This is a genomic window from Ruegeria sp. SAZD013 (assembly GCF_059612525.1).
Window position 1 is genome coordinate 146,506 of the sequence record NZ_JBXWQT010000024.1, and the last position, 25,021, is coordinate 171,526.

A 25,021-nucleotide genomic window follows, 5' to 3' on the forward strand; every position below is an offset into this window, starting at 1 on the left:
GGGCCCGGCGCAAGCAGATCAAAGCTGTTCCAACCCCGCCGCTTGCAGCAGCCGCGCGCTTTCTTCCGCCAGAAGCCTTTCTTCGGCACTGCCTTTCACCGGCACTTTGCCAACCTCCAGAAACAGTGGCGCTGACAGGGGTGAAACACGCTCCAGCCGCACCAGATCAATCCTGTCGCCAATTCGGGCCAGCATTGTTTCGATCCGACCGAAATCGACAAGCCCACGCATGGCTTCCTCGCGGGTGATCTGCATCAATAGGTGATCGGGATCGTATTTCAGCAAGGTGTCATACAGGATATCGGACGAAAACGTAGCCTGCCGCCCGCTTTTGCGCTGCCCTGCCATGTTGCGTTCGATCAGACCGGCAATGGTGGCCGATGCACGAAACGTGCGCTTCATAACGGCGTTACCTGCCAGCCAGTTGTCAAGCCTGTCGCGCAGTGCATCGGGTTGAAGCAACGGACGGGGATCGGTAACCGCGTCCAGACCCCAGATCAGTGTGGCATAGTCCGTGGCGACAAAACCCAGCGGGGCCAGTCCGGTCTCCTCCATCCGTTTTGTCAACAACAGGCCCAAAGTCTGTTGTGCATTTCGTCCGGCAAAGCCGTAGACGCAAAGATGTTCACGCCCGTCGCTGGGAAAGCTCTCGATGAGCAGCCGGTCACGCTGGGGCAGGCGGGACATCTGGCGCTGCAAATCCAGCCATTCAGACGTATGAGGGGGAAGCTGTGGCCAGTCAGTTTGGGCAAACATGTTCAGGATGCGGTCGCTAAGCTGAGTGGAGGTTGCGAATTTCGTGCCCGAGAAGGTCGCAATCTTTGGCTTTCGGTCAGCGTGCCGCGTGACTTCGACCACCATCTCGCGCAGCCCCTCATACCGCACGATTTGCCCACCGATCAGGAAGGTGTCGCCGGGCGTTAGCGAGGCAGCGAATGCTTCTTCTACTTCTCCCAGTGGCTTGCCGCCCCGGTTGCGTTTCAGACGAACCTTGAGCGTATCCGTGTCCTGAATCGTGCCCAGATTCATACGAATTCGCGATGCGGCGCGCGGGTCGCGCAGTTGCCATTGCCCGTCGGCGCCGTGTTGCAGCCTTTGCCAGCGATCATAGGCTTGCAGAGCATAGCCGCCGGTAGCACAGAAATTCAGGCAGGCGTCAAACTCGGCCCGCGTCAATTGAGCGTAAGGCCCGGCGGATGTCATCTCGGCATAAAGATCATCGGCGTTGAACGGTCCGGCGCAAGCGGCAATCAGGATATGCTGGCACAAAACATCGCGCGGGCCACGGCCGCGGGGTTCCCCATCCAGCTCATGGGCTTTGGCGGCCTCTAGCGCGGCGACGCATTCGACCACTTCGAAGCGATTGGCAGGTACCAAAAGGGCTTTGGAAGGTGCGTTATAGCGGTGGTTGGCCCGTCCTATCCTTTGCACCAGCCGTTTGACATTCTTGGGCGCGCCGATCTGGATCACCAGATCGACATCCCCCCAGTCGATGCCCAGATCCAGCGAACCGGTGCAGACGATGGCGCGCAAGTCACCCCGGACCATCGCCGCCTCGACCCGCTCGCGCTGCTGCCGGTCCAGACTGCCGTGATGGATGCCGATGGGCAGACCGTCATCATTGGCCAGCCACAGGTTGTGAAAGAATATCTCGGCCTGGGCGCGCGTATTGTGAAAGATCAATGTGGTCTTGTGCTGCTTGATCTGCTCCAGCACGGCTGGAATAGCATAAGCCGCGCCACCGCCAGACCAGGGCGGCATCTGCGACGTTTCCAGCATTCGGATATCCGGGTCCGGACCGGGGTCGGCCTGTACAATCTGGCAGGGATCAGGGTGGCGGGCCAGAAAGCGGGCAATCGCAACAGGATCTTCCACCGTCGCCGACAACCCGACGCGGCGCAGATCGGGATTGAGGCGTTGCAGGCGTGCCAGCGCCAGCATCAGCTGATCCCCGCGCTTGCTTTCAGCCAGTGCGTGGATTTCATCGACGATGATCCGCTGCACACCTTCAAACATACGCGGGGCATCCTCGTACGAGGTCAGCAACGCCAGACTTTCCGGCGTGGTCAACAGGATATGCGGTGGATCAGCCCTTTGGCGTTTCTTCTGCGTGGCTGAGGTGTCACCGGTTCGATCCTCGATCCTGACAGGCAGGCCGATCTCATCCACCGGGGTGCGCAGATTGCGTTTGATGTCGGCGGCCAGCGCCTTGAGCGGCGAGACATAGATCGTGTGCAATCCATTGTGGCCAGCATCCGCAAGTTCAGCCAGCGACGGCAGAAACCCGGCCATGGTTTTGCCGCCACCGGTGGGCGCAATCAGCAGTGTCGCCGGGCTGAATGCGCGGTCGAACATCTCTTGCTGATGCGGGTGGATGGACCAGCCTTTGGTGGAAAACCACGCGGCAATCCGTGCGGGAATCTGCGTCATGAACGCAGACTACCCGCCCCAGAGTGGTAATGGCACGGCGTTATTTGACGATTTTCTCGTCTTTGACGAACATGTTGGCCCAGGCCCGGTCGATCAGTTCGGGGCTCATCTGATAGGGGATGCCTTCGAACTCGCAGATCGAGATCATCTGGTCGATCAGAAAGATCGGTTGATAGTTGGCGTAGATGTTGTTGATGGTCGGGTATTTGACCTTCAGCAGGTGCACCAGCGCCGCCTCATCCAGCGGCATCCCGCGTTTGCGCGCAACCATGGCGAAAATCTTCAGGAAGTTTTCCTGATTCGGGCCGTCGATCTTGATCTTGAAGAAGATCCGGCGCAGGGCCGCCTGGTCAAATATCTCGTTCGGGTGGAAGTTGGTCGAGAAGATGACCAGCGTATCAAACGGAACTTCGAATTTCTCACCCGATTGCAGGCCCAGGATATCCTTGTTCTCTTCCAGTGGAACAATCCAGCGGTTGACCAGCGCCTGCGGTGGTTCGGCCTGACGGCCAAGGTCGTCCACGATAAAGATGCCGCCCGTGGATTTCAGCTGCAGCGGTGCCTGATAGGTTCGCGCGGTAGGGTTGTAAACCAGGTCCAGCATACTAAGCGACAGTTCACCGCCGGTGACCACGGTCGGGCGTTCACACTGTACATAGCGTGAGTCGAAACGTTTGCGGCGGCGCAGGCTGTTCGGGTCGTCGGCCTCCTGCTCGATCGCGGTGTGCACGATCGGGTCGTAGACCGTGATCACCTGCCCCGCATATTCGATGGCGTAGGGCACATAGACATTGTCCCCCAGCGCATCGCGAATGCCGTTCGAGATGGACGATTTACCGTTGCCCGGCGGACCATACATCAGGATCGACCGGCCTGCGCTGACTGCCGGGCCTAGATGATCCAGCAGGCTGTCGGGCAGAACCAGATGGCCCATGGCGTTGGTCAACTGGTCGCGCGTGACCTGAATGTTGCGGATCGATTGACGTTTGACTTGCTCGCGATAGACATCCAGCGGGACGGGCATCGCACCGAAATACTCGGACTGGCTGAGGGCATCCAGAGCGCGGGCCTTGCCGGCATCAGTCAGCTGATATCCCATCTCGTTGCCGCTGTTGGCGTTCAGCGTCCCCATTGCCTCAAGCAGCTTCTGCTCGCGTGCGATGTCGATCAGTTCCTGGGTCACAGCGCCAGGCAGACATATGGCCGCAGAAACTTCTGACACGGTGCTGGTGTTCTTGCGGAATATGGTCTTCAGCAAGATATCCCGCATCATCACCAGCGGAAGCTTCATTTCGCTTAACCCCTTCGGGGTAGGGGGGGCCATAACAGAGGAAGTCTGCATATTCATGCGCGGTGCTCGTTCGTCAAATTGTAACGCCAACTGCCCGAATAAGGGCGACTTGAAGGAAAAATGACCCAGCTTTGTGGCGGGACAAAGGCAGCGGCAAGGCGCGCTGATGATAGTTTACGAACCGAGAACAGTACCCAGAATCAGATACATGGCCAGCGAGCCACCCAGTGCGAACCCCATGGGGAACTGCTTGCCCCGATCCCAACTTTCCCAATGTGGCGCAATGGTGCGCAACCTTGTGATTTTAGCCAAACGATGCGTGACCACGGCGGCCAGAATACAGGCGGTCAGAATAAGCAGCACCAGCTTTAGATCGCCAAGCCAGACAAATGGCGCGGACGCGGCAAGAAACTTAGCGTCGCCCGCGCCCATTGCCCCTGACGCGTTCAGAAGAATGCCGAAAATCAACACCACGGGGATATGCAGAAGGTGCCAGAAATAGATCGGCATCGACACATTGATCAGCAACAGATGACCGCTGACCGTGCCGGTGGACCAGGGCGGGATGGCAACCAGCCCGACCACGACAAAAATCAACGCCAGCGCAACAACTGCATGGTTTTTGATCCGCATCTCACGCATATCCGTGAAGGCCACGTAAAAGCAGATCGGCAGCACGAAGGGCAGGAACCATGCCGCCGCCGCAGCGGGGATTTGCATGTGTCAGGCCTCTTCAAGCGCACGAAGCGAGCGGACCGCTTCATCGAAATGCTGCGGATGGGTGGCAATGGCCTCGCGGAACAGGTTTTTCGCGGTTTCTACATCGCCCTGCTTGACCGCGGAAATACCCATCGTATTCAGCAGTAGCGCCCGTTCAACCTGGGTCATCGGCACCACTGGAAGGCTATAGTTGCCCTGCGCTGACCGGGCCAGCACCAGATTGTTCTTGGCAGTGAACAAAGAGCTGTCCTGACGGACTGCGTCGGTAAACAGGCGTTCGGCCTCGGCATACTGGCCACGGGTTAGTTTCGAATACCCCCAATTGTTCATCACGCTGCCCGGGCGGGTGGTCAGCCCAACGGCCGTTTCATAGAAATGATCAGCCCGCTTCCATTCTTTCCGGGAATCCGCGACCACCGCCTCAAGACGGTAGCGTTTGAAGGTTTCGAACGTTGGGGGAACCGAATCCAGAACGGTTTTGGCCTGAGACCAGTCGCCATTTCGCACCAGCGCATCGGCATACTCGACCTTGTCTGCGGCGTTCGTACCCTTCATTGTCGTCACGCGCTTCCACGCTGCTGCCGCTTCGGTGGTGCGTTTTGCGCGTCCCAGGGATATTGCCAATCCGCGCTGAAGGTCGATGCGATCAGGGTTCTTGAGTGTGGCACCGTGAAAATAAGTCACCGCCTCATTCGGGTCGGCGGCACTCAACAACACATCGTTCAGGTTGGTTTCGTCAATGACGTTCACTTCCTGAAACGTTCGTTCCACCTTTTCCTCTTCGGTTTCCTTTGCACAGGCCGAAAGGATCAGACCGCTGACAATAACTGCCGGAATCAAGAATTGCTGGCGCATTTTTTGCGTCCTTTACTGCTCTTGCCTCGATTACTGGATTTTGCGTAGCGCGAATTGCCCGTCGCCAAGCTGCTCCAGTGTAAATTCTTGTTGTTCTTGCGGGATATTATTAACAGGATTTTCCATTTTTGCGAGTGCTAAGCGCAGATTGTCGCGGATTGCGTCACTTTCGCCATTGTCCAGCGCGTAAGCCCGTTGAAAGACCTGCGCCGCTTCGGGGTACTCCTGTTTCTCCATCAGCAGAACGCCCAGATTATTCCATGCAACAGGCCAATCCGGATCGCCTTCCACGGCGCGGCGCAGCAATTTCTCAGCCTGCCCTAAACGCCGCAACCCAAGATTGGCCGTACCCAGAGAGGTCAGGACCTGTGTCGTCATACCTTGGTCCAGCGCGGCGCGCGTAAAGGTATCAAGCGCCAGTTCGTATTCACCGGCAGCCATCAGCCGGTTTCCGACCTCGATATTGTCTTCTGCTTGTCCCCTGGGATCAACTCCCGGCGCATCCAGGCCGTTCGGCGACAGGCCTTCTGTGCAAGAAGCCACCATGGTGCAAACCACGGTGGCCTTAAGTATTCGGCGAAACCCGGAAGGGAAGCACCAGAATTCAGCTTTCATAGGGGTTTATCATCCTGCGCGCCCGAAAGTCGAAATGACATTCGCCGACGGGCCGACCAGAATGATCAGCAGTGGCGGAACTGTCAGCATCATTGTGACAAGAGTCATCTTGGTAGGCAACTTGTTCGCAGCCTCTTCGGCGCGCATCACGCGTTTGTCACGCATCTCTGAGGCGTAAACCCGCAATGCCTCGGCAATGGATGTACCGAAAGTCGCCGACTGGATCATCACGGTGACGAATGAGTTCACGTCCTGTACGCCGCAGCGCACTCCGAAATCGCGCAAAACAGTGTCTTTGTCCTTACCGGCTTTCATCTCGTGTGCGACGGTTTCGAATTCCTGAGCAATATCTGGGTAGGAGGATTTCATTTCACCGGACACGCGCACGATGGCCTGGTCCAGTGATTGTCCGGCCTCAACACAGACCAGCATCAGGTCAAGCGTATCTGGAAAGCCTGCGGTAATCGCCTCTTTGCGTGCTTCGACCCGGCGTGTGATCCAGTATTTCGGCGCGAAATAACCGATTGCGGCTGGCACGAATACCCGGATCATCATCTGCTGGCCGGTGAATTCCTGACCGTTTGACAGGACCGTAATCAGCAGAACACCGACAACGATACCAATGATACCCAGCGAAAACTGCGCAAAGTGAAAGAACCGGACCGCATCTTTTGACCGGTATCCCGCCTGACGCAGCTTCAGCTCAACCGCCGAATACTCTTCTTCGTTTTTCGGCTCCAGGAAAGTCGCGAATTTCTCAAGCTGCTCATTGCGGCTGGAGTTACGCAGTTGCTCTTTCTTGCTTTTTTTCGTCGCCCGGGGCGCCGCATTCGACCGCTGAAGCTTTTTCAGAGGATCTTCCGGCTGGCTCATGATCAGTGAGACAGCGACAAGAACCATGATCAGGCCAAGTACACCCACCATGATCAGGGGGCCGAACTCACCCAGGTGTTGGGTCAGCAGGTCATTGATGTTGGTCAGAAATTCCATTGTGCTGCCCTCAGACCTTGATGTTGGTGATGATCTTCATGACGATCAGGTTCAGTGTCAGCAAAATGCCGACAACGAAACACGCAGGGATGAACCAGGGGTGATCCAACACTTCGTCATAATACCCCGGATCCTTGACCAGGATGAAAATCAGACACGCAATTGGGAAGCCAGACAGGAACTTACCTGACCATTGGGCTTCGGCCGTGATCGCCTTGACGCGCCGGAACAGGCGGAACCGCGCGCGGATCACCTGTGCCAATCCAGCCAGAATTTCAGCCAGGTTACCACCGGACTGCTGCTGAATACCCACAGCAACCGCGAGGAACCGAAGATCCTGCATGTCCAGACGTTCGGCCATATCTTTGAGCGCCTCGCCCACATCGCGTCCATAGGCGCATTCATCCGCGATAATACCAAACTCGGTTCCCAGCGGATCCTGAACTTCGTTGGAAACAACCTGAATTGTCGAAACGAAAGGATTACCCACACGAAGCGAACGCACCATCAGCTCAACCGCGTCAGGCAGTTGCTCTTCGATCATGCCCATACGTTTCTTGGCCTTGTGGTTTACCCACGCGTAAACACCGCCAATACCGATGGCGATTGAAATCGCGATGCGCAGCGCCGTATCCGTCGCGGTACCGATGCTCAGACCGACAAACGCCATGGCCGAGACCAGAGCCATGATCATGATCAGCTGACGGGGTGAAAACGCAATGGCGGCTTTTTGAGCCTTGTCAGCAAGCAGCGAATACAGAGGAATGCTCTGTGATTTCATGTGCTGCTGCATTTCCTTGCGCAGCTGCTCCAGAACCTGTTCGCGCCCGGCACCCTTTTCCAGCATGTCCAGACGCCGGTTGACCCGGCTGTTCAGGCTGATGGATTTGCCGAACGCAACCAGATAGATGCCCTCGACCAGGGCAAGAACCCCCACAAAGATGGCGACATAGATGATCGCCTCCATAGGCAATTGCATACCCGGTTCTCCTACATTGTGGTTGGGTCGTAGATGGATGCGGGCAGATCAAACCCCCACAGACGGAAGCGTTCCGAATAGTGGCTGCGCACACCAGTTGCCGTAAAGTGACCGATGATCTTGTTGTCAGGTGTCAGGCCAACACGTTGAAAACGAAAAATTTCTTGCATTGAAATCACGTCACCTTCCATACCGGTAATCTCGGTGATCGAGGTCATGCGGCGCGAACCATCCTGCAATCGGCTGGCCTGAACGATTAGGTTCACAGCGCTTGCGATCTGGCTGCGGACGGCCTTAATGGGCATTTCGATGCCGGCCATCGCGATCATGTTTTCCAAACGTGAAATCCCGTCACGGGCCGAGTTCGCGTGGATCGTGGTCATCGAACCGTCGTGGCCAGTGTTCATGGCCTGCAACATGTCGATCACCTCGGCGCCGCGTGTCTCGCCGACGATGATGCGGTCAGGTCGCATACGCAGGGCGTTTTTCAGACAGTCGCGCGGGCTGACCTCACCTTTGCCTTCCACGTTAGGCGGTCGGCTTTCCATCCGGCCCACATGGGTTTGTTGCAGCTGAAGTTCCGCCGTATCCTCGATGGTCAAGATGCGTTCGGCATCGTCGATAAAGCTGGACAGAGCGTTGAGTGTGGTCGTTTTACCGGAACCGGTACCGCCCGACACGATGATATTAAGACGGGTTGATACGGCAGCCTGCAAATAGGCAGCCATTTCCTCGGTGAACGCACCGAAACTGACTAGATCATCAATACCCAGCTTGTCTTTTTTGAACTTACGAATCGAAACCAGAGACCCATCTACCGCGATAGGGGGCACCATGGCGTTGAATCGCGATCCATCGGCCAGTCGGGCGTCAACATAAGGGTTGGATTCATCAACACGACGGCCCACCGCAGACACGATCTTGTCGATGATCCGCATCAGGTGCTTTTCATCCTTGAACGTGATGTCGCTGATTTCCAGCTTACCGGCACGTTCCACGAATATCTGATGCGGTCCGTTGACCAGAATATCGTTGACCGTATCGTCCTGCAGCAGCGTCTCAAGCGGACCAAGACCCGTTACTTCGTCGTACAGTTCTTTGTTCAACTGCGATCGGTCATCGCGATTCAGAACGATGTTCTTGGTTTCCAGAACTTCGCTGGCGATTGCGCTGATTTCGGCTCGTAGCTCCGCTTCGGCTGCGGTCTCCAGAGCCGCTAGGTTCAGGTTCTCCAGCAACTCGCGATGCAGTTCGATCTTGATCTCACTCAGCCGTTCCTTGCGTTTTCGATCACGATCGGCCCCGGCAACCTCAGCCGTTTTTTTCTGAGGTTTACGTACGACGGCCGTTGCTGCGGGGCTGGGGGCAGCTTGTGCGGCGGGTGCCGCCGTTTCGACCGGCTGCGCTGCCGCTTTGACGGGCTGCGCTGCTGGCTGTTTTTTATATCTTGAGAACACGGCGATCCCCCCTTGGGATGATGTTACGCAGCTTCAGCGCTGCTGCTGCCAAGGCTGTGAAGTGATTTGGCCAGCTTCGCGATTTCCCGGCGAAGCGGGTTCTTGGCGGCTGAATTGGCCAGCGGCAAACCATGGTCGCCACTTTGCATGACAGGCTTGCCCCCATCAGGCAGCAGCAGGTCAATTGAGATGCCAAGGCTTTCCCCCATGCGTTTCACGCGGCTTTTTCCATTCAGGTCGGTGAATTTTGGGGCTCGGTTCAGCGCAAAGCGCAGCTTGTTGAAGGGCAGTTCTTCGGCCTGCAACGCGCGCTTGAGGCGCAGGGCATTCTGAGCGGACCGCATGTCGAGTTCGATCATTGCAAAATATACATGTGCAGCCTGCAAGACCGTTTCCGACCACAAGACCAGCGTCTTGGGCATATCTACAACCACATAGTCGAAATGTGTGCGCGCCATGTCAATCACGCGCTGGATGTCTTCGGGGGTAATCAGGTCCAATGGCACCATGTCGGATGGCGCGGTCAGAACTTGCAGTTTTTCTTCATATGTTTGAAGGGCTTGCGAGAAAACCTCGCTATCCATCGAATCCGTATCGGACAGCATTTCGAACACCGTCTCGCGACGCGCCAGGTCCAGATAGGTTGAAACCGTGCCGTATTGCAGATCCAGATCGATCAGACAGACGGACGGGGCATCCTTGTCCGATGCACAGGCCAGCTCCCAGGCCAGGTTCACCGCCAAAGTCGTGGAGCCCACGCCACCGGCAAGTCCCTGAACGACGAACAAAGCGCCTTCCTTTGATTCGCCATTTGCCAATGGAACAGCTGCGGCTTGTGCCATGACAACCGGATCGGGCTGCTTCATGCGTTCTACCGCTTCCTGCAATTCACCTTCCGGAAGCGGGTAGGGGACAAACTCGTCCGCGCCCTTGCGCAGCAGTTGGTGGAGCGAAGCAGGTGTGACGTCCTCGGCGATCAGGACGACCTTGATTTTCTTTTCCTTGGCCCGCGTGATGATTTCACCCATCAATGACAGGTTGTCTTCATCTTCCCCGTCGATTGCCAATGCAACGAATTCAAGCGCTTCGGCTTCTGGCTGGCTGAAAAAGGCCAGCGCTTCGGCAAAACCCAAGTCGCCCCAGCGCTCGCCCAGAATGGTTTCCATGTCTTCAATCAGAAGATCAAAATTCTGGACATCCCGGCTTATGGTGCAGGCCAGGATTGCAGAAGTCTCGTCTTGCGGCGTTGCGCTGGTCATAAACACTATCCTCGTCGTGAGGGCTCAGCATGTCATATGAACGAATTCCGCCAGATTGATGTGCTGTCGCCCCAATACGGTCAAATTTGGCCGCAGGTCACCCTATTGTTCACAAAGTTGCTCTGAAGTTGGGCAAGAATTGGGCGCAAAAGAACCAATTGTAGGGAAATGGGCGACGATGTCGCCCATTTCGCGTATATTATTCACCCGCATCAGATGCGTCTGTCGCGGTCACCTGTTCAATCGTGCTCTTCCACGTCGCGCTTTCAACGTATTCGCGATAAATGACGTTGGCGTATTTGCCGTCCAGCAGTTGCGGGTGACGGTCAACAAAGCCAGAAACTTCCGTTACAGTCCGGCGGTTGCGGCGGTCCCGATTCGGTGTTGCGATCAACGGCTGCGTTTTTCCAAAGGATACAACGGCTTCAAGACGTGAACGCGAGATTCCTTGCCGTTCAAGGAATGCGACTACCGCTTGTGCGCGGCGCATCCCAAGACTCTTGTTGTAGCTTGTTGAGCCTACGGCATCCGTATGTCCGTAAACCCGGAACCTGGCTTCGGGGAACTGTTTGATCCAGTCAGCTTGCTGCAGCAGAATGCGTTGAGCTGATGCATCCAGTTGCGAACTGTTGAAGGCAAAGTTCACTTGACTGGGCACATCTGCGGCAAATCTGCGACCGAGAATCTGAGCATATGTCAACTCGCCGTTTTGAACCTGTATATTGTTCAATGTCGCGTTTCCGAAGGTTCCGGCATCGATCTCGTATCCGGCCTCGCGCGTACATGCGGCAACGGCGACCGTAAGACCCAGTGTGATGATCCACTTCTGCATTGGTCCTATCCTCCTGATCAATCTAGGACGTAGCCGTACGAGCTGCCGAAGTCCTGTTTGGCAACTTCGGATGCTCCGCCGGCTCCGGGACGCTGTGTACGAGCAACCCGACCATTCACGAACAGGTCAAATTCGCTGGGCGGTTTGACACGATCGGTGGGAAGGGCTAGCGCCTCGCCGCGTGTCGGCGTTACAAGATGCGCCGTGATGATTATCACAAGTTCGCTTTGAGCGCGTTGATAGTTCGCGCTGCGAAACAATGCGCCCAGCACCGGTACATCTCCCAGCCACGGAACCTGATTGCTGAGATCAGAAAAATCATCCTGAATCAGACCCGCAATGGCAAAGCTTTCCCCATCGCGCAGTTCAATCGTGGTCGTCGCACGACGGGTAATGAAGCTGGGAACAGAATCGCCGTTGATCGTAAAGTCCGAGCTTTGATCGATGCTGGAAACGGCAGTTCCCATTTCAAGGTTGATCAGGTTACCATCCACAACACGTGGGATGAAGTCCATCTCGACCCCGAAAGCCTTATATTCAATAGCTACGACGCCATCATCCTGTGGTACAGGAATCGGAACTTCGCCGCCGGCCAGGAATGTTGCTTCTTGCCCAGACAGGGCAGACAAATTTGGTTCGGCCAGGCTGCGGGCCAAACCCTTGCTTTCAAGCGCTTCCAGCAACAAGCGAACCTGCGTCGAGCCCGCGCCAAACCCAAACAGAATCGCGCCTGTATTTGTTTGAACGTTTGGGATGTTGTTCGCGATAGCGTTGTTCAGCGAAAGCTGGTTGTTGAGTGTGTTGAAACCGCCGGTAACGTCACTGCCGCCGAAACCAAGCGACGCTGTCAGGTTTTTGGCAACAGTACGATTCATCTCGGCAAAGCGTACTTTCAACATCACTTGCTGCACGCCACCTACAGACATCAGGTTCGATACACGTTCGGGCGCGTAGCGTTCAGCCAATTCAAGTGCGCGGGCCAGTTTGGCGGCGCTTGAAACCGTGCCGGACAGTACGATGCCATCATTGGCGGTGCGCACTTCAATCTGCTCGCTTGGCAGGATCTGACGCAGACGCTCTTTAAATTCGGTTACATCGGGCGAGACCCGGACACGTACGTTGGCAAGCAGATTTCCTGCGCCATCAAACAGTGTCAGCGTGGTCAGGCCAGGGGCCTTACCCAAAACATAGATTGTGCGATCCGAAAGCGAAGAGATATCCGCAATGCCTGCGTTGGCAATGCTGAGCTCTGCAAACGGTTGTTCGCTTTCCACAACAATCGCGCGGTTCATCGGAACTTCCAGCGTTTCCACTGTGCCCTTTTTTACCACGCGAAGGGATTCAGCCCAGGCGGCATCGCCGACCGGGCCCATAACAAGCGACAACCCCAGCAGGGTTGCGCTGATCCAGGAACGTATTGTCATGTGACCTGCCTCTCCGATCACGCCTCGTTTTTTGGGTCTTATGCCCTATGTGCAGAGAGACTGCGCGAAATCCGAATTTATTGCAATAATCAATGGTTTCTGGAATTTTCCTTATGTGGAGAATTGGCAACAACAACAAGAAAAGAGCCGCATCTGAGATGCGGCTCCGATCTTGTAACACTCTGAATTGGCGTCAATTTGTACAGGGGATAGGCACGTTGACAATCTCGCCACCGCGTCGGATGCGCGTCGTGCAGACCTGTTCAACCTCTTCCTTCGGTTCCGGAGCGGCTGCCGTTATTCCAAGCAGTTTGCGCTGATCCACCTCGATTGCCGACGCAACAGAGTCATCCTGTACCCCAACAAGGGCCAGTGACAGCCGCCCGGTGTTCTGGGCCTGCGCGAGTGCTGCGACCTGTTCCGGCGTGGCTGCGACCGTGACTGTGCGTGCAATCGTTGCGCTTGCGACGTCCGAACCAGCGGTCTGGTCGACGGCGATCAGCTGAACGTTGGTTTCGATCAGTTTGGTGATGCCGCCAGAATTCCCTTCTACCGTCCCGCTTGACCCGGTCCAGTAGATGTCGACATTGTCGCCGGGGCGCAGGAAGCCTGAAACACCAGAGGCCACGTCGACGCTGATCGCAAAGGCGCGCATACCTTTTTCAAGACGAGAGGTCAGCCCGGCCGATTCGCCTGGCCGTGTGATCTTGACCTCCATAATCGCCTCGTCTTTTTCCATGGTCCTCAGAATATAACGCTCATTGGCGCCACTTTCGGGAAACAAGGCAGTGAGATCAGAGAACGTACCTTCGGGAATCGCGTTTTCCGGCCAGTCTACAGCGCGAATGTCTTCTTGCGTCAGGCGTTCACCGTATTTCAGAGGACGATTTGAAACGTAAACAGTTACCGTCGGGATCACATCGACTTTGGCATTGGCCAGCGCTTCTTCTGCCGCTTGTTTCTGCCGTGCCAGTTCGCTTTGATAAGCCGCAATATAGTTGCGCGCCATGTAAACGGCGCCCCCAGCCAGAGCAACGCCGACAATCAGGACAAGTCCGAATACCGCTCGCATACATGCACCTCTTTCTTATTTAGCCGGATACTAAGCGGCCAAAGGGCCACTTTGAAACAGCCCAAGTGTTAAATGTAAATTGTGTCGAAATGTGGGACAAAAATGTCTGCTTGTTAGATTCTGCGTCAGCTTTCGCACAATTCCGCAAAACGACTGCTGTCATTTCCTTACGGCAGGCCAGACGAAGAACAACGAAACAAACGCCGCGCCCAAAAAAGGCCGCCGCGTTTATTTGCCCTACACGTTCACCAACAAGCTCAGGAAAGTGGGTGAATGTGAAAACTCGCTGTGGTTCAGTTGGTTCCCGCTGTGACGAGACCGCCAGGCCCGGTGTTCGAGCCGGTGCTGACAACAGAGGAACTCATGGCTTGGTTGATGTTACCGCCGATACCATCAACACTTGAGCTGATGACGAGGTAGGTCGCGCCTGACAGACCGATCAATACTGCGGTCAAAACCACCCAGTCAACGGTCACCGCTCCTGCTTCGTTCGATTTGAACCGATTAAGGAACTTTAGCATCTACATATCTCCAATACGACAATTCAGTGTTTCCCGTAACGTCGCCCAACAGTGGTTCGTTCGGATGGCGGAAATCAGGCCAAAAGTTGATTTTGGTGAAGATATCTAAGATTCAGCACTTTTTCACGTGTTCCTTATTGCGGTGAGACCTGAAAAGGGCGTGACTAATTCGGTGGCACTCGTGATGTGTCGGGCGGCGTCATGTCTATTAGCCTGTATTTTTGCCTCAGAAGTACCGGTACTTCTGAAACAAAAAAAGACCGCACCTGAAGGCGCGGTCTCGAAATCTTGCTAAACCAGAGGCTTAGTTGCTGCCTGCAGCTGTGATACCGCCGGTTGTGGTGTTGCTGCCGGTGCTCAGCGATGCGCCGTTCAGAGCGGTGTTCACGTCTGTTGCCAGGCCGGTCGCGCCAGCCGAGATCTGCTGGTATGCAACGGCTGCCAGGCCGATGACTGCAGCGGTCAGAACAACCCAGTCAACTGTTACTGCGCCGTCTTCGTCTTTGCGGAAGTTCTTGATGAACTTGATCATGTTACGTCCCTCCTAAAGGATCAAAAAGAGTTTAACAAACCTCGGCGTTCTTCAGAGCTTTCTCTCTCAGTCCGCTCATGTCCGTCTCGGTATGGATTAATGTTTGCCTGTTGTGCGTGGCAGGAATTGGGCCAAACACAGATTTTTTTTCGTGCGGCTTAACTTTTTGGTCACTAAATGGGCAAAGCATTGTAAATAAAATAAAAAAAAATTCTTTGATCCGCACCAAGAGCTCCACAGCGGTGCAAATTTACGCCAAATGAGGCGAAATTGCCCCAATTCGCTTTGTTTTTCTGGCTTTGGGCGAAGATTCGCGGTTCAAATCGCGTAAAAAGAATACATGAGGCAGGCACATGACTCTCCGGAACGCACTTCAATGCGCCGGTGTACTGGCGTTTCTACTATCTGGTGTCGCACCCGGGTATGCGACCGAGGTTGAGCCGCGCGGAGTTTACAAGCGGATCAAAGCGCCCAAGCCGGGTGAGCGTCCTCGCGTGACCATTCAGATCACACCCGAGGAACACGCGGCCAAGCCCTCAGCCCCCAGCACAGGGGTGGAGCTGGTGGTTCCAGAAATCATAGCAAGAACCAAAGTGGTTCAGCCCACAGTGCCGGGAATCGGTGCCGCGCCTGACCCTAAAGGGTCGTACAAGGCATTCTGGGACCGCATTTCACCGCACATTGATGAAGGCGGGGCCGGGCGGCTTGATGCTGCCATAAACGCGCTGGCGGCGACGAATGTAAGATCACCCCGGCTGCAATCGCTGCAAGACATAGCGAAAGAACGTGGGATCGAGATTTTGCGATCAACCGTGGGAACCAATGTGTCGCCAGCACTGGTGCTGGCTGTCATTTCGGTTGAATCGGCCGGTCGCGCGGATGCCGTCAGTTCGGCCGGTGCACAGGGTCTTATGCAGTTAATGCCCGCCACAGCTGCCCGCTTTGGAGTTAAGGACAGTCTGCAACCCTCGCAGAACATTGCCGGGGGTGTGAAATACCTCAACTGGCTGATGGAAGAGTTCGGAAATGATCCGATTCTGGTTCTGGCCGGTTACAACGCTGGTGAGGGGGCTGTACGTAAACACAGCGGCGTGCCGCCTTATGCCGAAACCCGAGACTATGTGCCCAAGGTTCTGGCCGCTTTCCAGATCGCGCGGGCTTTGTGCGCGACACCGCCGGATCTGATTTCAGATGGGTGCGTGTTCCAGACCTCAAACTGAAAAAGGCCCGCCTCGTTCCGGCGGGCCTTTTCTTTTGTTCAGCCGACGATTGTCGCTTCGGTCGCAGCGCGCATTTCGTCTTCACTGACACCTTCTGCCAGTTCAACGATCCTCAATCCGCCCTCGACCACGTCCAGAACGCCAAGATTGGTGATGATGCGATCCACGACGCCCTTGCCGGTCAGTGGCAGAGTGCATTCCTTCAGGACCTTGCTTTCACCGTGCTTGTTGGTGTGGTCCATAACCACGATCACGCGCCCAACGCCTGCAACCAGATCCATGGCACCGCCCATGCCTTTCACCAGCTTGCCAGGAATCATCCAGTTTGCCAGGTCGCCTTTCTCATCCACTTCCATGGCACCCAGGATCGCAGCAGCGATCTTGCCGCCCCGGATCATCGCAAAGGACGTAGCGCTGTCGAAATAGGCGGTGCGGGACAGTTCGGTGATTGTCTGTTTGCCCGCGTTGATCAGGTCCGGGTCTTCTTCACCCTCGTACGGGAAGGGACCCATACCCAGCATTCCGTTTTCGGATTGCAGAGTGATGTCCTTGTCGCCCACATAGTTCGCCACCAGCGTCGGAATCCCGATGCCGAGGTTCACATACATGCCGTCGTCCAGTTCCTCTGCCGCGCGTGCGGCCATTTGATTGCGGTCCCAGGGCATTATGCGTCCTCCTTCTTGCGGGTGGTGCGCTGTTCGATGCGCTTTTCGTGATCGCCCTGAATGATGCGATGCACATAGATGCCGGGCAGGTGGATCTTGTCCGGGTCCAGTGAGCCGCGCGGAACAATCTCTTCCACTTCGGCCACGCAGATCTTGCCGCAGGTGGCAGCGGGCACATTAAAGTTGCGGGCGGTCTTGCGGAACACCAGATTGCCAGTGTCGTCGGCTTTCCAGGCCTTGACGATGGCCAGATCGGCAAAGATACCTTCTTCAAGGATATAGGTCTCGCCGTTGAAATCCTTGTGCTCTTTCCCTTCCGCAATCACGGTGCCGACGCCCGTCTTGGTGTAGAACCCGGGAATACCGGCCCCACCGGCGCGCATCCGTTCGGCCAGTGTTCCTTGCGGGTTGAATTCCAGTTCCAGCTCACCGCTCAGATACTGGCGCATGAATTCGGCGTTTTCGCCCACATACGAGCTGATCATCTTTTTGACCTGCTTGGTCTGCAATAGGATGCCGATACCGAAATCGTCCACACCGGCGTTATTCGACGCAAAGCTCAGGTCTTTGACGCCCGAATCCCTGATGGCAGCAAGCAACAGTTCGGGAATGCCGCACAGACCAAACCCGCCCGCGGCAATCAGCATGCCATCCGTCAGCACCCCATCGAGTGCCTCGGCGGCATTGGCATAGACTTTCTTCATGGAAAACTCCCCCAATGACATGGTGATGGGCAGGTTGTGCCGCCACGTCATGGGGAAGTCAATGAAACCAGAAGGTTCAGGTATTTCTACGGTAGTTCAGCTTACAATAGTGTCAGTCGGCGATCAGGATTCCGCAGGCGATGCGCCCCCCGGCACCGCCAATGGGTTGGCTAATGTGATCGTCGCCAGCTTCGTGGATGATGAAAGTTGACCCGTCCGCATCCAGCAATGCGCTCCCGTCACCCTCAAGTGAAACAAGGTTTGTAAAGGCCTCCATCTCTCCCACACCATCCTGTCCCACATATAGATTGGGCAGATCGCCGGGCTCGGGGCCCTCAGGGTTCAGCAGCCCATGTGCGCCTTCAACTTTGCCAACATGGCCTTGGGCCGTCTTGAACCCTTCACCGGCCTCGCAGACACCATGGCTGTGCAGGTGTAACCCATGTTTTCCCGGCGGCAGGTCAGTGACGCGTACGTGCAGCAGAACACCATTGGGCCCTTGCGTCGCCTTCGCCTGACCAATGACGTCGCCTTGCGCGTTGATGATTTCGGCTGTGGCAGATTTGACGTGATGCGCGGCCTGGCCCTGCGTGGCAGCCGCAACGCCTATCGCCGCAACAAGAATGGCGGTTCTGAACATGTCTCAACTCCTTTACTGAACAACGCAATCCTGTATCGCGTCAGTCCATAAACACGCAGGCCGGTTCCTTTATTCAGAAACCGGCCCGCGCGTTTGGTGGCATGTCCCGGTCAAACGTCCGGATTATTCAGCCGCTTTCTTTGCTGTCTTCTTCGCGGCTGCCTTCTTTTTGGGTGCAGCCTTTTTTTTGGTGCCTTTCTTGGATGCGCGCTCATTGACCAGTTCTATGGCCATTTCCTGCGTCAGCTCTTCGGGCTTGATGTCTTTCGGGATGGTCGCGTTGACCTTTTCCCATTTTACATATGGCCCGTACCGTCCGTCCAGAACCTGCATCGCGCCGCCGTCTGGATGCTCGCCCAGGTCTTTCAAAGCTTTTGCCGCGGCGCGCCCGCGTCCGCCGGGATTGGCCCGTTTCTCGGCCAAAAGCTCAACGGCGCGGTTCATACCGATTTCGAACACATCGTTTGGGTCTTTGAGATTGGCATAGACCGGCTTGGCTTCATCGGCCAGCTGATGCATCAGATAGGGGCCAAAACGCCCGAAGTTCGCTGTGATCATGCCGCCTTCGGGGTGTTCACCGATCTGACGGGGCAGGGACAGAAGCGTCAGCGCCTTGTCCAGATCCATGTCATCCTTGCTCCAGCCGCGTGGAAGAGAGGCGCGCGGCGGCTTCTTGTTCTCGGGCGTGGGTTCGCCTCGCTGGACATACGGCCCAAAGCGACCGGATTTCAGCCAGATCTCATCCCCGGCGTCTTCGCCCAGCAATTGTTCGTCGCCTTCCGCGCCTTCACCGGCGATGGGCCGTGTATAGTTGCACTCCGGATAATTGCCGCAGCCCACGAACCCGCCAGTGCGCGAGGTTTTCAGGTGCAATTGCCCCAAACCGCATTTCGGGCAGATGCGCGGGTCGGACCCGTCCTCACGCGGGGGGTAAAGCTGTGGCGCCAATGCTTCGTCCAGCTTGTCCAGCACTTCCGAGATGCGCAGTTCGGATGTTTCACCAATCGCTGCTGAGAAATCACGCCAGAACTTGCCCAGCAGATCCTTGTAGTCACGATCACCGGCGCTGACGTCATCCAGTTGCTCTTCCAGATTCGCGGTGAACTCGTAGCCAACATACTGGCGGAAGAAATTCAGCAGAAAGATAGTGACGATCCGGCCCTTTTCCTCGGGGATCAGCCGGTTCTTGTCCTTGCGTACATATTCGCGGTCCTGAATCGTGGTCACGATCGAGGCATAGGTCGACGGACGTCCGATCCCCAGCTCCTCCATCCGCTTGACCAAAGTGGCCTCGGTATAGCGCGGCGGCGGTTGCGTGTGATGCTGCAACGCCAGAACGGCTTCGTTATCTGCCATGATTGCGGCTTTGTCCGACTCGCTGGTGGCCTTGGCAAACTGATCGCGCAACGTAGTTTTGGAAAAGCGCGCGGGGTCGCCCTTCATGATCTGTGGCAGGCGCTTTTCGTCATCATCGGCGACATCATCGCGGCCTTCCTCATAGACGCGCATGAATCCGTCGAACAATACCACCTGACCGGTGGCACGCAGACCGACCTGACCGTCGTCACTGCCAATCTCGACCGTGGTGCGCTCTAACCGTGCTGCTGCCATCTGGCAGGCAATCGTCCGTTTCCAGATCAGATCATAAAGCTTGCGCTGATCTTCATCCGTGACCTTCAGCGCCTTTGCATCACGCGTCATATCCGTGGGGCGGATACACTCGTGTGCTTCCTGCGCGTTTTTGGCCTTGTTTTTGTACATACGCGGGCTGTCCGGCACATACTCTGCACCGTATCGATCCGCGATGGTGTCGCGCGTTGCCGTCACGGCCTCGGGGGCCATGTCGATCCCGTCGGTTCGCATATAGGTAATGTATCCGGCCTCATAGAGGCGCTGCGCCACCTGCATCGCGTGGCGCGCGCCCATGCCGAATTTGCGGCTGGCCTCCTGTTGCAGGGTCGAAGTCATGAACGGCGCGCTTGGATTGCGCGCGGCGGGCTTGGCTTCAACCGAAGTCACACGCAGCGCGCGGCTGGTGACGGCCTGAACCGCCAGTTCGGCCTGTGTTGCGTTGGTCAGATCGTGCTTGTCCAGTTTCTTGCCCGCCAACGTGACCAGCCGCGCCTCATAGTTTTGACCACGCGGTGTCTCGAACAGGGCCCGGACCGACCAGTACTCGACCGGCTTGAACGCTTCGATCTCCATCTCACGCTCGACGATCAGGCGCAGACAGACCGATTGCACCCGACCTGCGGATTTTGCACCGGGCAGTTTGCGCCACAGAACCGGTGACAGGTTGAAGCCAACAAGGTAATCCAAGGCGCGGCGCGCCAGATACGCTTCGACCAGGGGCATATCGACATCGCGCGGGTTTTTCATCGCCTCTGTCACCGCCTCTTTGGTGATGGCGTTGAAGGTCACCCGGCTGACCGGTGTATCTTTCTTGATCGAGCGGCGCTTGGTCAGCGCTTCCTGCAAGTGCCAACTGATCGCCTCGCCCTCACGATCAGGGTCGGTGGCGAGGATCAGCGCGTTGTCTTCTTTCAGCGCGTCGGCGATGGCCTTTACATGTTTGCGGCTGTCATTGCCCACTTCCCATGTCATGCAAAATCCATGGTCCGGATCGACCGATCCGTCCTTTGGCGGCAGGTCCCGCACATGGCCGTAAGAGGCCAGAACGGTGTAGTCAGGGCCGAGATACTTATTGATTGTTTTTGCTTTGGCCGGAGATTCTACAACAACTACGGGCATTTAAGGGGAAACCTCGCTCGACGAATGTGGCGCCTTTTATGGTGGTGCAAAATGTGTGGGGCAAGCGGGGATTGTCAATGCGTTCCTTTGGCAGGCGGAAAAGCGACGTGATTTCAGCGTGATACCCGCGCTGGCTGGCAGGCAGAGCGTTCGGCTGGGCAATCTTGCCTTCCATCCAAATCAGCCTGCCAGAGACAACAACCCGCCCGGCTGTCGCTGGATTCGTCCGTCCAGTTCAAGGTCGACCAGCGCTGGCCCCAGATCCCCTGCCGAGGCCGCAATATCGCGCAGCAACTGATCTTCGGCGATGGGGGAAGGTCCCAGCCGCTCAAGGATTTGCGCCTGCAAATCCTGTGCGGCAGACCGTGGCTGCTTGGTAGGTGGCAGCTCGGGTTCGGCAAAGATCGGATCACCGTGCCGTGGCAGGGCTTCGACAACGTCGTCCGCCGACCGAACCAGCGTTGCACCGTCCCGAATCAAAAGGTTGCACCCGGCAGCGCGGGCGTCGAACGGGTGGCCGGGCACGGCCAGAACCTCGCGCCCCTGATCCAGGGCGTCACGCGCCGTGATCAGGCTGCCGGATTTGGCGGCTGCCTCAACCACCACGACAGCTTGGGCCAGGCCCGAGATGATACGGTTGCGGCGCGGAAAATGCCTGGCCTGAGGTGTCACGCCCATCGGCTGTTCCGACAGCCGCAGTCCCTTGGTTGCAATATTATGCGCCAGTTCCGTGTTCTCGGCCGGGTAAATGACATCAACACCACCCGCCATGACGGCAACTGTGCCGGTGTCCAGCGACGCCATATGCGCCGCCGTATCAATACCGCGCGCCAGACCCGAAACAATCACATGTCCCTTTTCGCCCAAGGCGCGCGCCAGACCACGCGCCATCCGCGCGCCCAACGAGGAACAGTTGCGCGCGCCCACCATCGCAATCGCCGGTTTCTGCAACAGCGACACATCCCCGATGGCCCAAAGCAAGGGCGGGGCATCGGATAGGTCGTTCAATGCGTCGGGGAAATCCGCGGACCCAAGGCACAAAAGCCGCGCTTTGGCGGCTTCTGCGGCCCTGAGTTCCGCCTCGATCACGCCGGGGGGGCAGGTTTCATACCCTTCTATTCCGGCGGCGCGTGCCATTTCAGGCAGCGCGGCCAGCGCGTTCTGCGCCGAGCCATGTTCGCGCAGCAGCCGACGAAACGTCGCCGGGCCGACCTTGCGCGAGCGCAACAGGCGAAGCCACGAAAACCGGTCCTCTTCCGTGGTGGGTGGGAGTGGGGGGTGATTGGAAGAAAGCTGCTCTTCGGTCATCCGTTGCTCCGCCTGATTGCAGAACTGGTTTACGGGACAGGGGGTTAACAGCCTCTGAATCGCAGATAATTAGCAGCGATTTATCTGTATTTCTCGGGGAATGCACCGGTTAAGTGTCTGAAAGTAAATAAAAGAAAATTAACCAACCGGCGCTCAAATTAATAGCGCCGGTTGGAACGCTGTCGAATCAAAGTGGCGTATGGTTAACCCTGCGCCTGCCGTTGCGCTTGTCTTCCGACTCAGGCTGCCGACCCGCCGACAGTCAGCCCGTCCATCAGCACTGTCGGTTGGCCCACACCCACGGGCACCCATTGACCGTCCTTGCCGCAGGTGCCCATACCCGGATCCAAAGCCATATCATTGCCAAGGCCGCGGATACGTTTCAACGCCGAAGGCCCGTCGCCGATCAGCGTGGCCCCTTTGACAGGCGCTCCGATCTTGCCGTTTTCGACCCGATACGCCTCGGTACACGAGAAAACGAACTTGCCGTTGGTGATGTCGACCTGGCCGCCTCCGAATCCAACCGCCCAGATGCCGTCTTTAATATCTGCCACCAATGCTGCCGGATCAGCTTCGCCTCCCAACATGATCGTATTTGTCATGCGGGGCATTGGCTTGTGCGCATAGCTTTGCCGCCGCCCGTTGCCCGTGGGCGCAACGCCCATCAGCCGGGCGTTTTGTCGATCCTGCATATAGCCGGTCAGGATGCCATCCTCGATCAGCACGGTGCGTGAGCTGGGCGTGCCCTCATCATCCACAGTGATCGAGCCGCGACGGTCGGCAATCGTGCCGTCATCCACCACGGTCACGCCCTTGGATGCAATCTGTTGCCCCATCAGCCCGGCAAAGGCCGAGCTTCCCTTGCGGTTGAAATCGCCCTCTAGCCCGTGACCGATGGCTTCGTGCAGCAAAATACCGGGCCAGCCGGGGCCAAGTGCAACCTCCATCACGCCGGCAGGCGCGGGAACCGCGTCCAGATTGACCAACGCGATGCGCAGGGCTTCGCGCGCCTTGGCCTGCCAGTCGGCCGGGTCGATCAGCCCGCTTAGGCCAACCCGCCCGCCGCCACCGGCCGATCCGCTTTCGCGCCGCCCGTCCTGTTCAACAATGACCGAGACATTCACGCGCGTCATGGGGCGCACGTCACGCACCATCACACCATCGGGTCGCAGAATTTCCACCTCCTGCACGGCGGCTGCGATCAATGCGCTAACCTGAACCACCCGCGGATCCAGGTCGCGGGCAAAGGCGTCAATCTCCCGCAGGGTTTCGATTTTCACCGGGAAGGCGGCAGATTCGATTGGGTCTTCGTCCGTGTACAAGCGCGTATTCGTGGGCCGGGGGGCTTCGGCGAGCGTTCCGCCTCCATCGCCAACCGCCAGTCGCGCGGTCTCGGCAGCACGTTTCAGCGCGGCTATCGATACATCAGTCGAATGCGCGTACCCCGCCACTTCGCCCTGAACGGCGCGCAGACCAAACCCCTCGGATGCGTCATAAGACGCGGTGCGAAGACGCCCGTCGTCAAACACCAGAGATTCGGATTTCCGACGCTCGACAAACAGCTCTCCATCCTCGGCCCCGTCCGTTGCCGAACGCAATATGGCCAGTGCTTCATCTTGCGGCAGGGCGCTCTCAAAGGGGCGAAACGGGGCTTCAGGCATGGGTAGCGACCTTTCGGGTTTGATCCAGATCAAAAATAGCGTCTGTTTGACGCAAGCATTTTGCTTTATCTACCCGCTGGAATATGGTTTTTAACGCGGCCAAAGACAACGGGAGAGGTGCGACCGATTCACACCTTTCCGTCAGGGACGCAAAGATCAAACGATCAGGACAGAACATGAAGAATGCTTTGATGCTTTCAGGGTTTATGACAGCCCTCTCCAGCCTACCCGCCATGGCTCAGGAGCTTGAGATTATTGGCAAGCCGGTAGACGGCGGCATGGGCTTTCAGCCCGCGGCCACCAGCCTTGCCACAGGAATCCAGAAGCTGGACAGCATGATTCTTGTGATCATCACCGCGGTCTGTCTGCTGGTTGCAGCTTTGCTGGTCTATTGCATCGTGCGCTACAATCAGCGCGCAAATCCGACCCCGGCACGTTTCTCGCACTATACCCCTGTTGAAATCGCCTGGACCCTGGGTCCGATCTTGATTCTGGTGTTTATTGGCGCGTTCTCGTTGCCAGTTCTTTTCAAACAGCAGGAAATCCCGGAAGGTGACATCACCATCAAAGTCGTCGGCAACCAGTGGTACTGGACCTACGAATATGTTGATCACGATTTCGCATTCGACAGCTATCTGCTGGGCCATCCGGCGACCCTGGACGAGGGCGCACGCCCCGCAGATGCGGATGTAACGCCGTTTGTTCTGGATGACGCAATGCGCGCCAAGCTGATCGATGCAGGCTACAGCGATGATGAATGGCTGCTGGCCACGGACACCGCAGTAGTCGTTCCGGTCGGCAAGGTCATCGTGATGCAGGTGACTGCATCCGACGTGATCCACTCGTGGACCATCCCGGCCTTTGGCGTAAAGCAGGACGGTGTGCCCGGACGTCTGGCCGAGCTGTGGTTTCAGGCCGACAAGGAAGGCATCTATTTTGGTCAGTGTTCGGAACTGTGTGGCAAGGACCACGCCTATATGCCGATTACCGTCAAGGTCGTAAGCCAGGAAGTCTATGACGAATGGCTGCAGGGCGCGATCGAAGAATACGCGGGCCTGCCGCAAAGCTATCAGGTCGCCTCGAACTGAGCGCGAT

22 protein-coding genes are annotated in these 25,021 nt (G+C 57.0%); 2 read left to right on the plus strand and 20 right to left on the minus strand.

From position 1 onward, the window contains the following. Window positions 1–18: 18 nt before the first annotated feature. The 14 genes from AC2FLU_RS13530 to AC2FLU_RS13595 all read right to left on the minus strand — a co-directional run bounded on the left by AC2FLU_RS13530 (window position 19) and on the right by AC2FLU_RS13595 (window position 14,977). On the minus strand, window positions 19–2,430 hold the full coding sequence (locus AC2FLU_RS13530; RefSeq protein ID WP_496812011.1) for a ligase-associated DNA damage response DEXH box helicase: 2,412 nt from the start codon (window positions 2,428–2,430) through the stop codon (window positions 19–21). A 40-nt stretch (window positions 2,431–2,470) separates the two neighbouring features. Beyond that, window positions 2,471–3,778: a DUF8689 domain-containing protein gene (locus AC2FLU_RS13535; protein ID WP_480473719.1), complete on the minus strand. Its 1,308-nt coding sequence runs from the start codon at window positions 3,776–3,778 to the stop codon at window positions 2,471–2,473. A 117-nt stretch (window positions 3,779–3,895) separates the two neighbouring features. Continuing rightward, a complete protein-coding gene (locus AC2FLU_RS13540; protein ID WP_480554478.1) occupies window positions 3,896–4,441 on the minus strand; it encodes a prepilin peptidase in 546 nt (181 codons plus the stop codon). Window positions 4,442–4,444: 3 nt separating this feature from the next. Further along, a complete protein-coding gene (locus tag AC2FLU_RS13545) occupies window positions 4,445–5,296 on the minus strand; it encodes a tetratricopeptide repeat protein (RefSeq protein WP_267363020.1) in 852 nt (283 codons plus the stop codon). 30 nt (window positions 5,297–5,326) lie between these two features. Then, complete coding sequence (locus AC2FLU_RS13550) at window positions 5,327–5,911, minus strand: tetratricopeptide repeat protein (RefSeq protein WP_480586136.1); 585 nt, start codon at window positions 5,909–5,911, stop codon at window positions 5,327–5,329. 9 nt (window positions 5,912–5,920) lie between these two features. Beyond that, window positions 5,921–6,901 (minus strand): type II secretion system F family protein, encoded by a 981-nt coding sequence (locus AC2FLU_RS13555; RefSeq protein ID WP_480833060.1) that lies wholly within the window; start codon window positions 6,899–6,901, stop codon window positions 5,921–5,923. 10 nt (window positions 6,902–6,911) lie between these two features. Continuing rightward, entirely contained in the window at window positions 6,912–7,880 is a 969-nt protein-coding gene (locus tag AC2FLU_RS13560) for a type II secretion system F family protein (protein ID WP_267363023.1), read from the minus strand. 11 nt (window positions 7,881–7,891) lie between these two features. Then, window positions 7,892–9,337, minus strand: coding sequence for a TadA family conjugal transfer-associated ATPase (locus AC2FLU_RS13565; protein WP_496808838.1), 1,446 nt, complete (start codon window positions 9,335–9,337; stop codon window positions 7,892–7,894). A 23-nt stretch (window positions 9,338–9,360) separates the two neighbouring features. Then, entirely contained in the window at window positions 9,361–10,596 is a 1,236-nt protein-coding gene (locus AC2FLU_RS13570) for a CpaE/TadZ family protein (protein WP_480518844.1), read from the minus strand. A 199-nt stretch (window positions 10,597–10,795) separates the two neighbouring features. After that, window positions 10,796–11,428, minus strand: coding sequence for an OmpA family protein (locus AC2FLU_RS13575; protein WP_480518846.1), 633 nt, complete (start codon window positions 11,426–11,428; stop codon window positions 10,796–10,798). 17 nt (window positions 11,429–11,445) lie between these two features. Continuing rightward, entirely contained in the window at window positions 11,446–12,852 is a 1,407-nt protein-coding gene (locus AC2FLU_RS13580; RefSeq protein WP_496716139.1) for a type II and III secretion system protein family protein, read from the minus strand. 193 nt (window positions 12,853–13,045) lie between these two features. After that, the gene (cpaB, locus tag AC2FLU_RS13585) at window positions 13,046–13,924 is read right to left on the minus strand and encodes a Flp pilus assembly protein CpaB (RefSeq protein WP_480488502.1); all 879 of its coding nucleotides are present in this window, start codon (window positions 13,922–13,924) and stop codon (window positions 13,046–13,048) included. 293 nt (window positions 13,925–14,217) lie between these two features. After that, a complete protein-coding gene (locus AC2FLU_RS13590) occupies window positions 14,218–14,445 on the minus strand; it encodes a hypothetical protein (protein ID WP_496716141.1) in 228 nt (75 codons plus the stop codon). 304 nt (window positions 14,446–14,749) lie between these two features. Continuing rightward, complete coding sequence (locus tag AC2FLU_RS13595) at window positions 14,750–14,977, minus strand: Flp family type IVb pilin (protein WP_496716143.1); 228 nt, start codon at window positions 14,975–14,977, stop codon at window positions 14,750–14,752. Between the two features lie 353 nt (window positions 14,978–15,330). Between AC2FLU_RS13595 and AC2FLU_RS13600 the strand changes: the two genes are divergently transcribed. Further along, window positions 15,331–16,197 (plus strand): lytic transglycosylase domain-containing protein, encoded by an 867-nt coding sequence (locus AC2FLU_RS13600; RefSeq protein WP_480518854.1) that lies wholly within the window; start codon window positions 15,331–15,333, stop codon window positions 16,195–16,197. Window positions 16,198–16,235: 38 nt separating this feature from the next. Here the strand turns inward: AC2FLU_RS13600 and AC2FLU_RS13605 are convergent, their stop codons facing one another. The 6 genes from AC2FLU_RS13605 to tldD all read right to left on the minus strand — a co-directional run bounded on the left by AC2FLU_RS13605 (window position 16,236) and on the right by tldD (window position 23,926). Further along, window positions 16,236–16,862 carry a 3-oxoacid CoA-transferase subunit B gene (locus AC2FLU_RS13605; RefSeq protein ID WP_480473704.1) on the minus strand — a complete coding sequence of 209 codons (627 nt, stop codon included), beginning with the start codon at window positions 16,860–16,862 and terminating at the stop codon, window positions 16,236–16,238. After that, window positions 16,862–17,566 carry a CoA transferase subunit A gene (locus AC2FLU_RS13610; protein ID WP_209505579.1) on the minus strand — a complete coding sequence of 235 codons (705 nt, stop codon included), beginning with the start codon at window positions 17,564–17,566 and terminating at the stop codon, window positions 16,862–16,864. Before AC2FLU_RS13610 ends, AC2FLU_RS13605 begins: the two co-directional genes overlap by 1 nt. Window positions 17,567–17,678: 112 nt before the next feature. Next, a complete protein-coding gene (locus AC2FLU_RS13615; protein ID WP_480554473.1) occupies window positions 17,679–18,206 on the minus strand; it encodes a superoxide dismutase family protein in 528 nt (175 codons plus the stop codon). A gap of 123 nt (window positions 18,207–18,329) precedes the next feature. Then, window positions 18,330–20,957 carry a type I DNA topoisomerase gene (gene topA, locus AC2FLU_RS13620; RefSeq protein ID WP_496808839.1) on the minus strand — a complete coding sequence of 876 codons (2,628 nt, stop codon included), beginning with the start codon at window positions 20,955–20,957 and terminating at the stop codon, window positions 18,330–18,332. A 180-nt stretch (window positions 20,958–21,137) separates the two neighbouring features. Beyond that, window positions 21,138–22,265, minus strand: coding sequence for a DNA-processing protein DprA (dprA, locus tag AC2FLU_RS13625; protein ID WP_496808840.1), 1,128 nt, complete (start codon window positions 22,263–22,265; stop codon window positions 21,138–21,140). Window positions 22,266–22,504: 239 nt separating this feature from the next. Beyond that, window positions 22,505–23,926, minus strand: coding sequence for a metalloprotease TldD (gene tldD, locus AC2FLU_RS13630; RefSeq protein WP_496808841.1), 1,422 nt, complete (start codon window positions 23,924–23,926; stop codon window positions 22,505–22,507). A 176-nt stretch (window positions 23,927–24,102) separates the two neighbouring features. Here tldD and coxB point away from each other — a divergent pair, with 176 nt between their 5' ends. After that, entirely contained in the window at window positions 24,103–25,014 is a 912-nt protein-coding gene (gene coxB / locus AC2FLU_RS13635) for a cytochrome c oxidase subunit II (protein WP_480473697.1), read from the plus strand. Window positions 25,015–25,021: the final 7 nt, after the last annotated feature.

Coding starts and splice junctions, on each gene's coding strand:
- AC2FLU_RS13560 (WP_267363023.1), bottom strand. CDS start 7,880: ATGCAATTGCCTATGGAGGCGATCATCTATGTCGCCATCTTTGTGGGG.
- dprA (WP_496808840.1), bottom strand. CDS start 22,265: ATGACCGAAGAGCAGCTTTCTTCCAATCACCCCCCACTCCCACCCACC.
- coxB (WP_480473697.1), top strand. CDS start 24,103: ATGAAGAATGCTTTGATGCTTTCAGGGTTTATGACAGCCCTCTCCAGC.
- AC2FLU_RS13530 (WP_496812011.1), bottom strand. CDS start 2,430: ATGACGCAGATTCCCGCACGGATTGCCGCGTGGTTTTCCACCAAAGGC.
- AC2FLU_RS13580 (WP_496716139.1), bottom strand. CDS start 12,852: ATGACAATACGTTCCTGGATCAGCGCAACCCTGCTGGGGTTGTCGCTT.
- AC2FLU_RS13535 (WP_480473719.1), bottom strand. CDS start 3,778: ATGAATATGCAGACTTCCTCTGTTATGGCCCCCCCTACCCCGAAGGGG.
- AC2FLU_RS13570 (WP_480518844.1), bottom strand. CDS start 10,596: ATGACCAGCGCAACGCCGCAAGACGAGACTTCTGCAATCCTGGCCTGC.
- AC2FLU_RS13590 (WP_496716141.1), bottom strand. CDS start 14,445: ATGCTAAAGTTCCTTAATCGGTTCAAATCGAACGAAGCAGGAGCGGTG.
- AC2FLU_RS13555 (WP_480833060.1), bottom strand. CDS start 6,901: ATGGAATTTCTGACCAACATCAATGACCTGCTGACCCAACACCTGGGT.
- cpaB (WP_480488502.1), bottom strand. CDS start 13,924: ATGCGAGCGGTATTCGGACTTGTCCTGATTGTCGGCGTTGCTCTGGCT.
- AC2FLU_RS13540 (WP_480554478.1), bottom strand. CDS start 4,441: ATGCAAATCCCCGCTGCGGCGGCGGCATGGTTCCTGCCCTTCGTGCTG.
- AC2FLU_RS13600 (WP_480518854.1), top strand. CDS start 15,331: ATGACTCTCCGGAACGCACTTCAATGCGCCGGTGTACTGGCGTTTCTA.
- tldD (WP_496808841.1), bottom strand. CDS start 23,926: ATGCCTGAAGCCCCGTTTCGCCCCTTTGAGAGCGCCCTGCCGCAAGAT.
- AC2FLU_RS13595 (WP_496716143.1), bottom strand. CDS start 14,977: ATGATCAAGTTCATCAAGAACTTCCGCAAAGACGAAGACGGCGCAGTA.
- AC2FLU_RS13545 (WP_267363020.1), bottom strand. CDS start 5,296: ATGCGCCAGCAATTCTTGATTCCGGCAGTTATTGTCAGCGGTCTGATC.
- AC2FLU_RS13615 (WP_480554473.1), bottom strand. CDS start 18,206: ATGTTCAGAACCGCCATTCTTGTTGCGGCGATAGGCGTTGCGGCTGCC.
- AC2FLU_RS13575 (WP_480518846.1), bottom strand. CDS start 11,428: ATGCAGAAGTGGATCATCACACTGGGTCTTACGGTCGCCGTTGCCGCA.
- AC2FLU_RS13610 (WP_209505579.1), bottom strand. CDS start 17,566: ATGAAGAAAGTCTATGCCAATGCCGCCGAGGCACTCGATGGGGTGCTG.
- AC2FLU_RS13550 (WP_480586136.1), bottom strand. CDS start 5,911: ATGAAAGCTGAATTCTGGTGCTTCCCTTCCGGGTTTCGCCGAATACTT.
- topA (WP_496808839.1), bottom strand. CDS start 20,957: ATGCCCGTAGTTGTTGTAGAATCTCCGGCCAAAGCAAAAACAATCAAT.
- AC2FLU_RS13605 (WP_480473704.1), bottom strand. CDS start 16,862: ATGCCCTGGGACCGCAATCAAATGGCCGCACGCGCGGCAGAGGAACTG.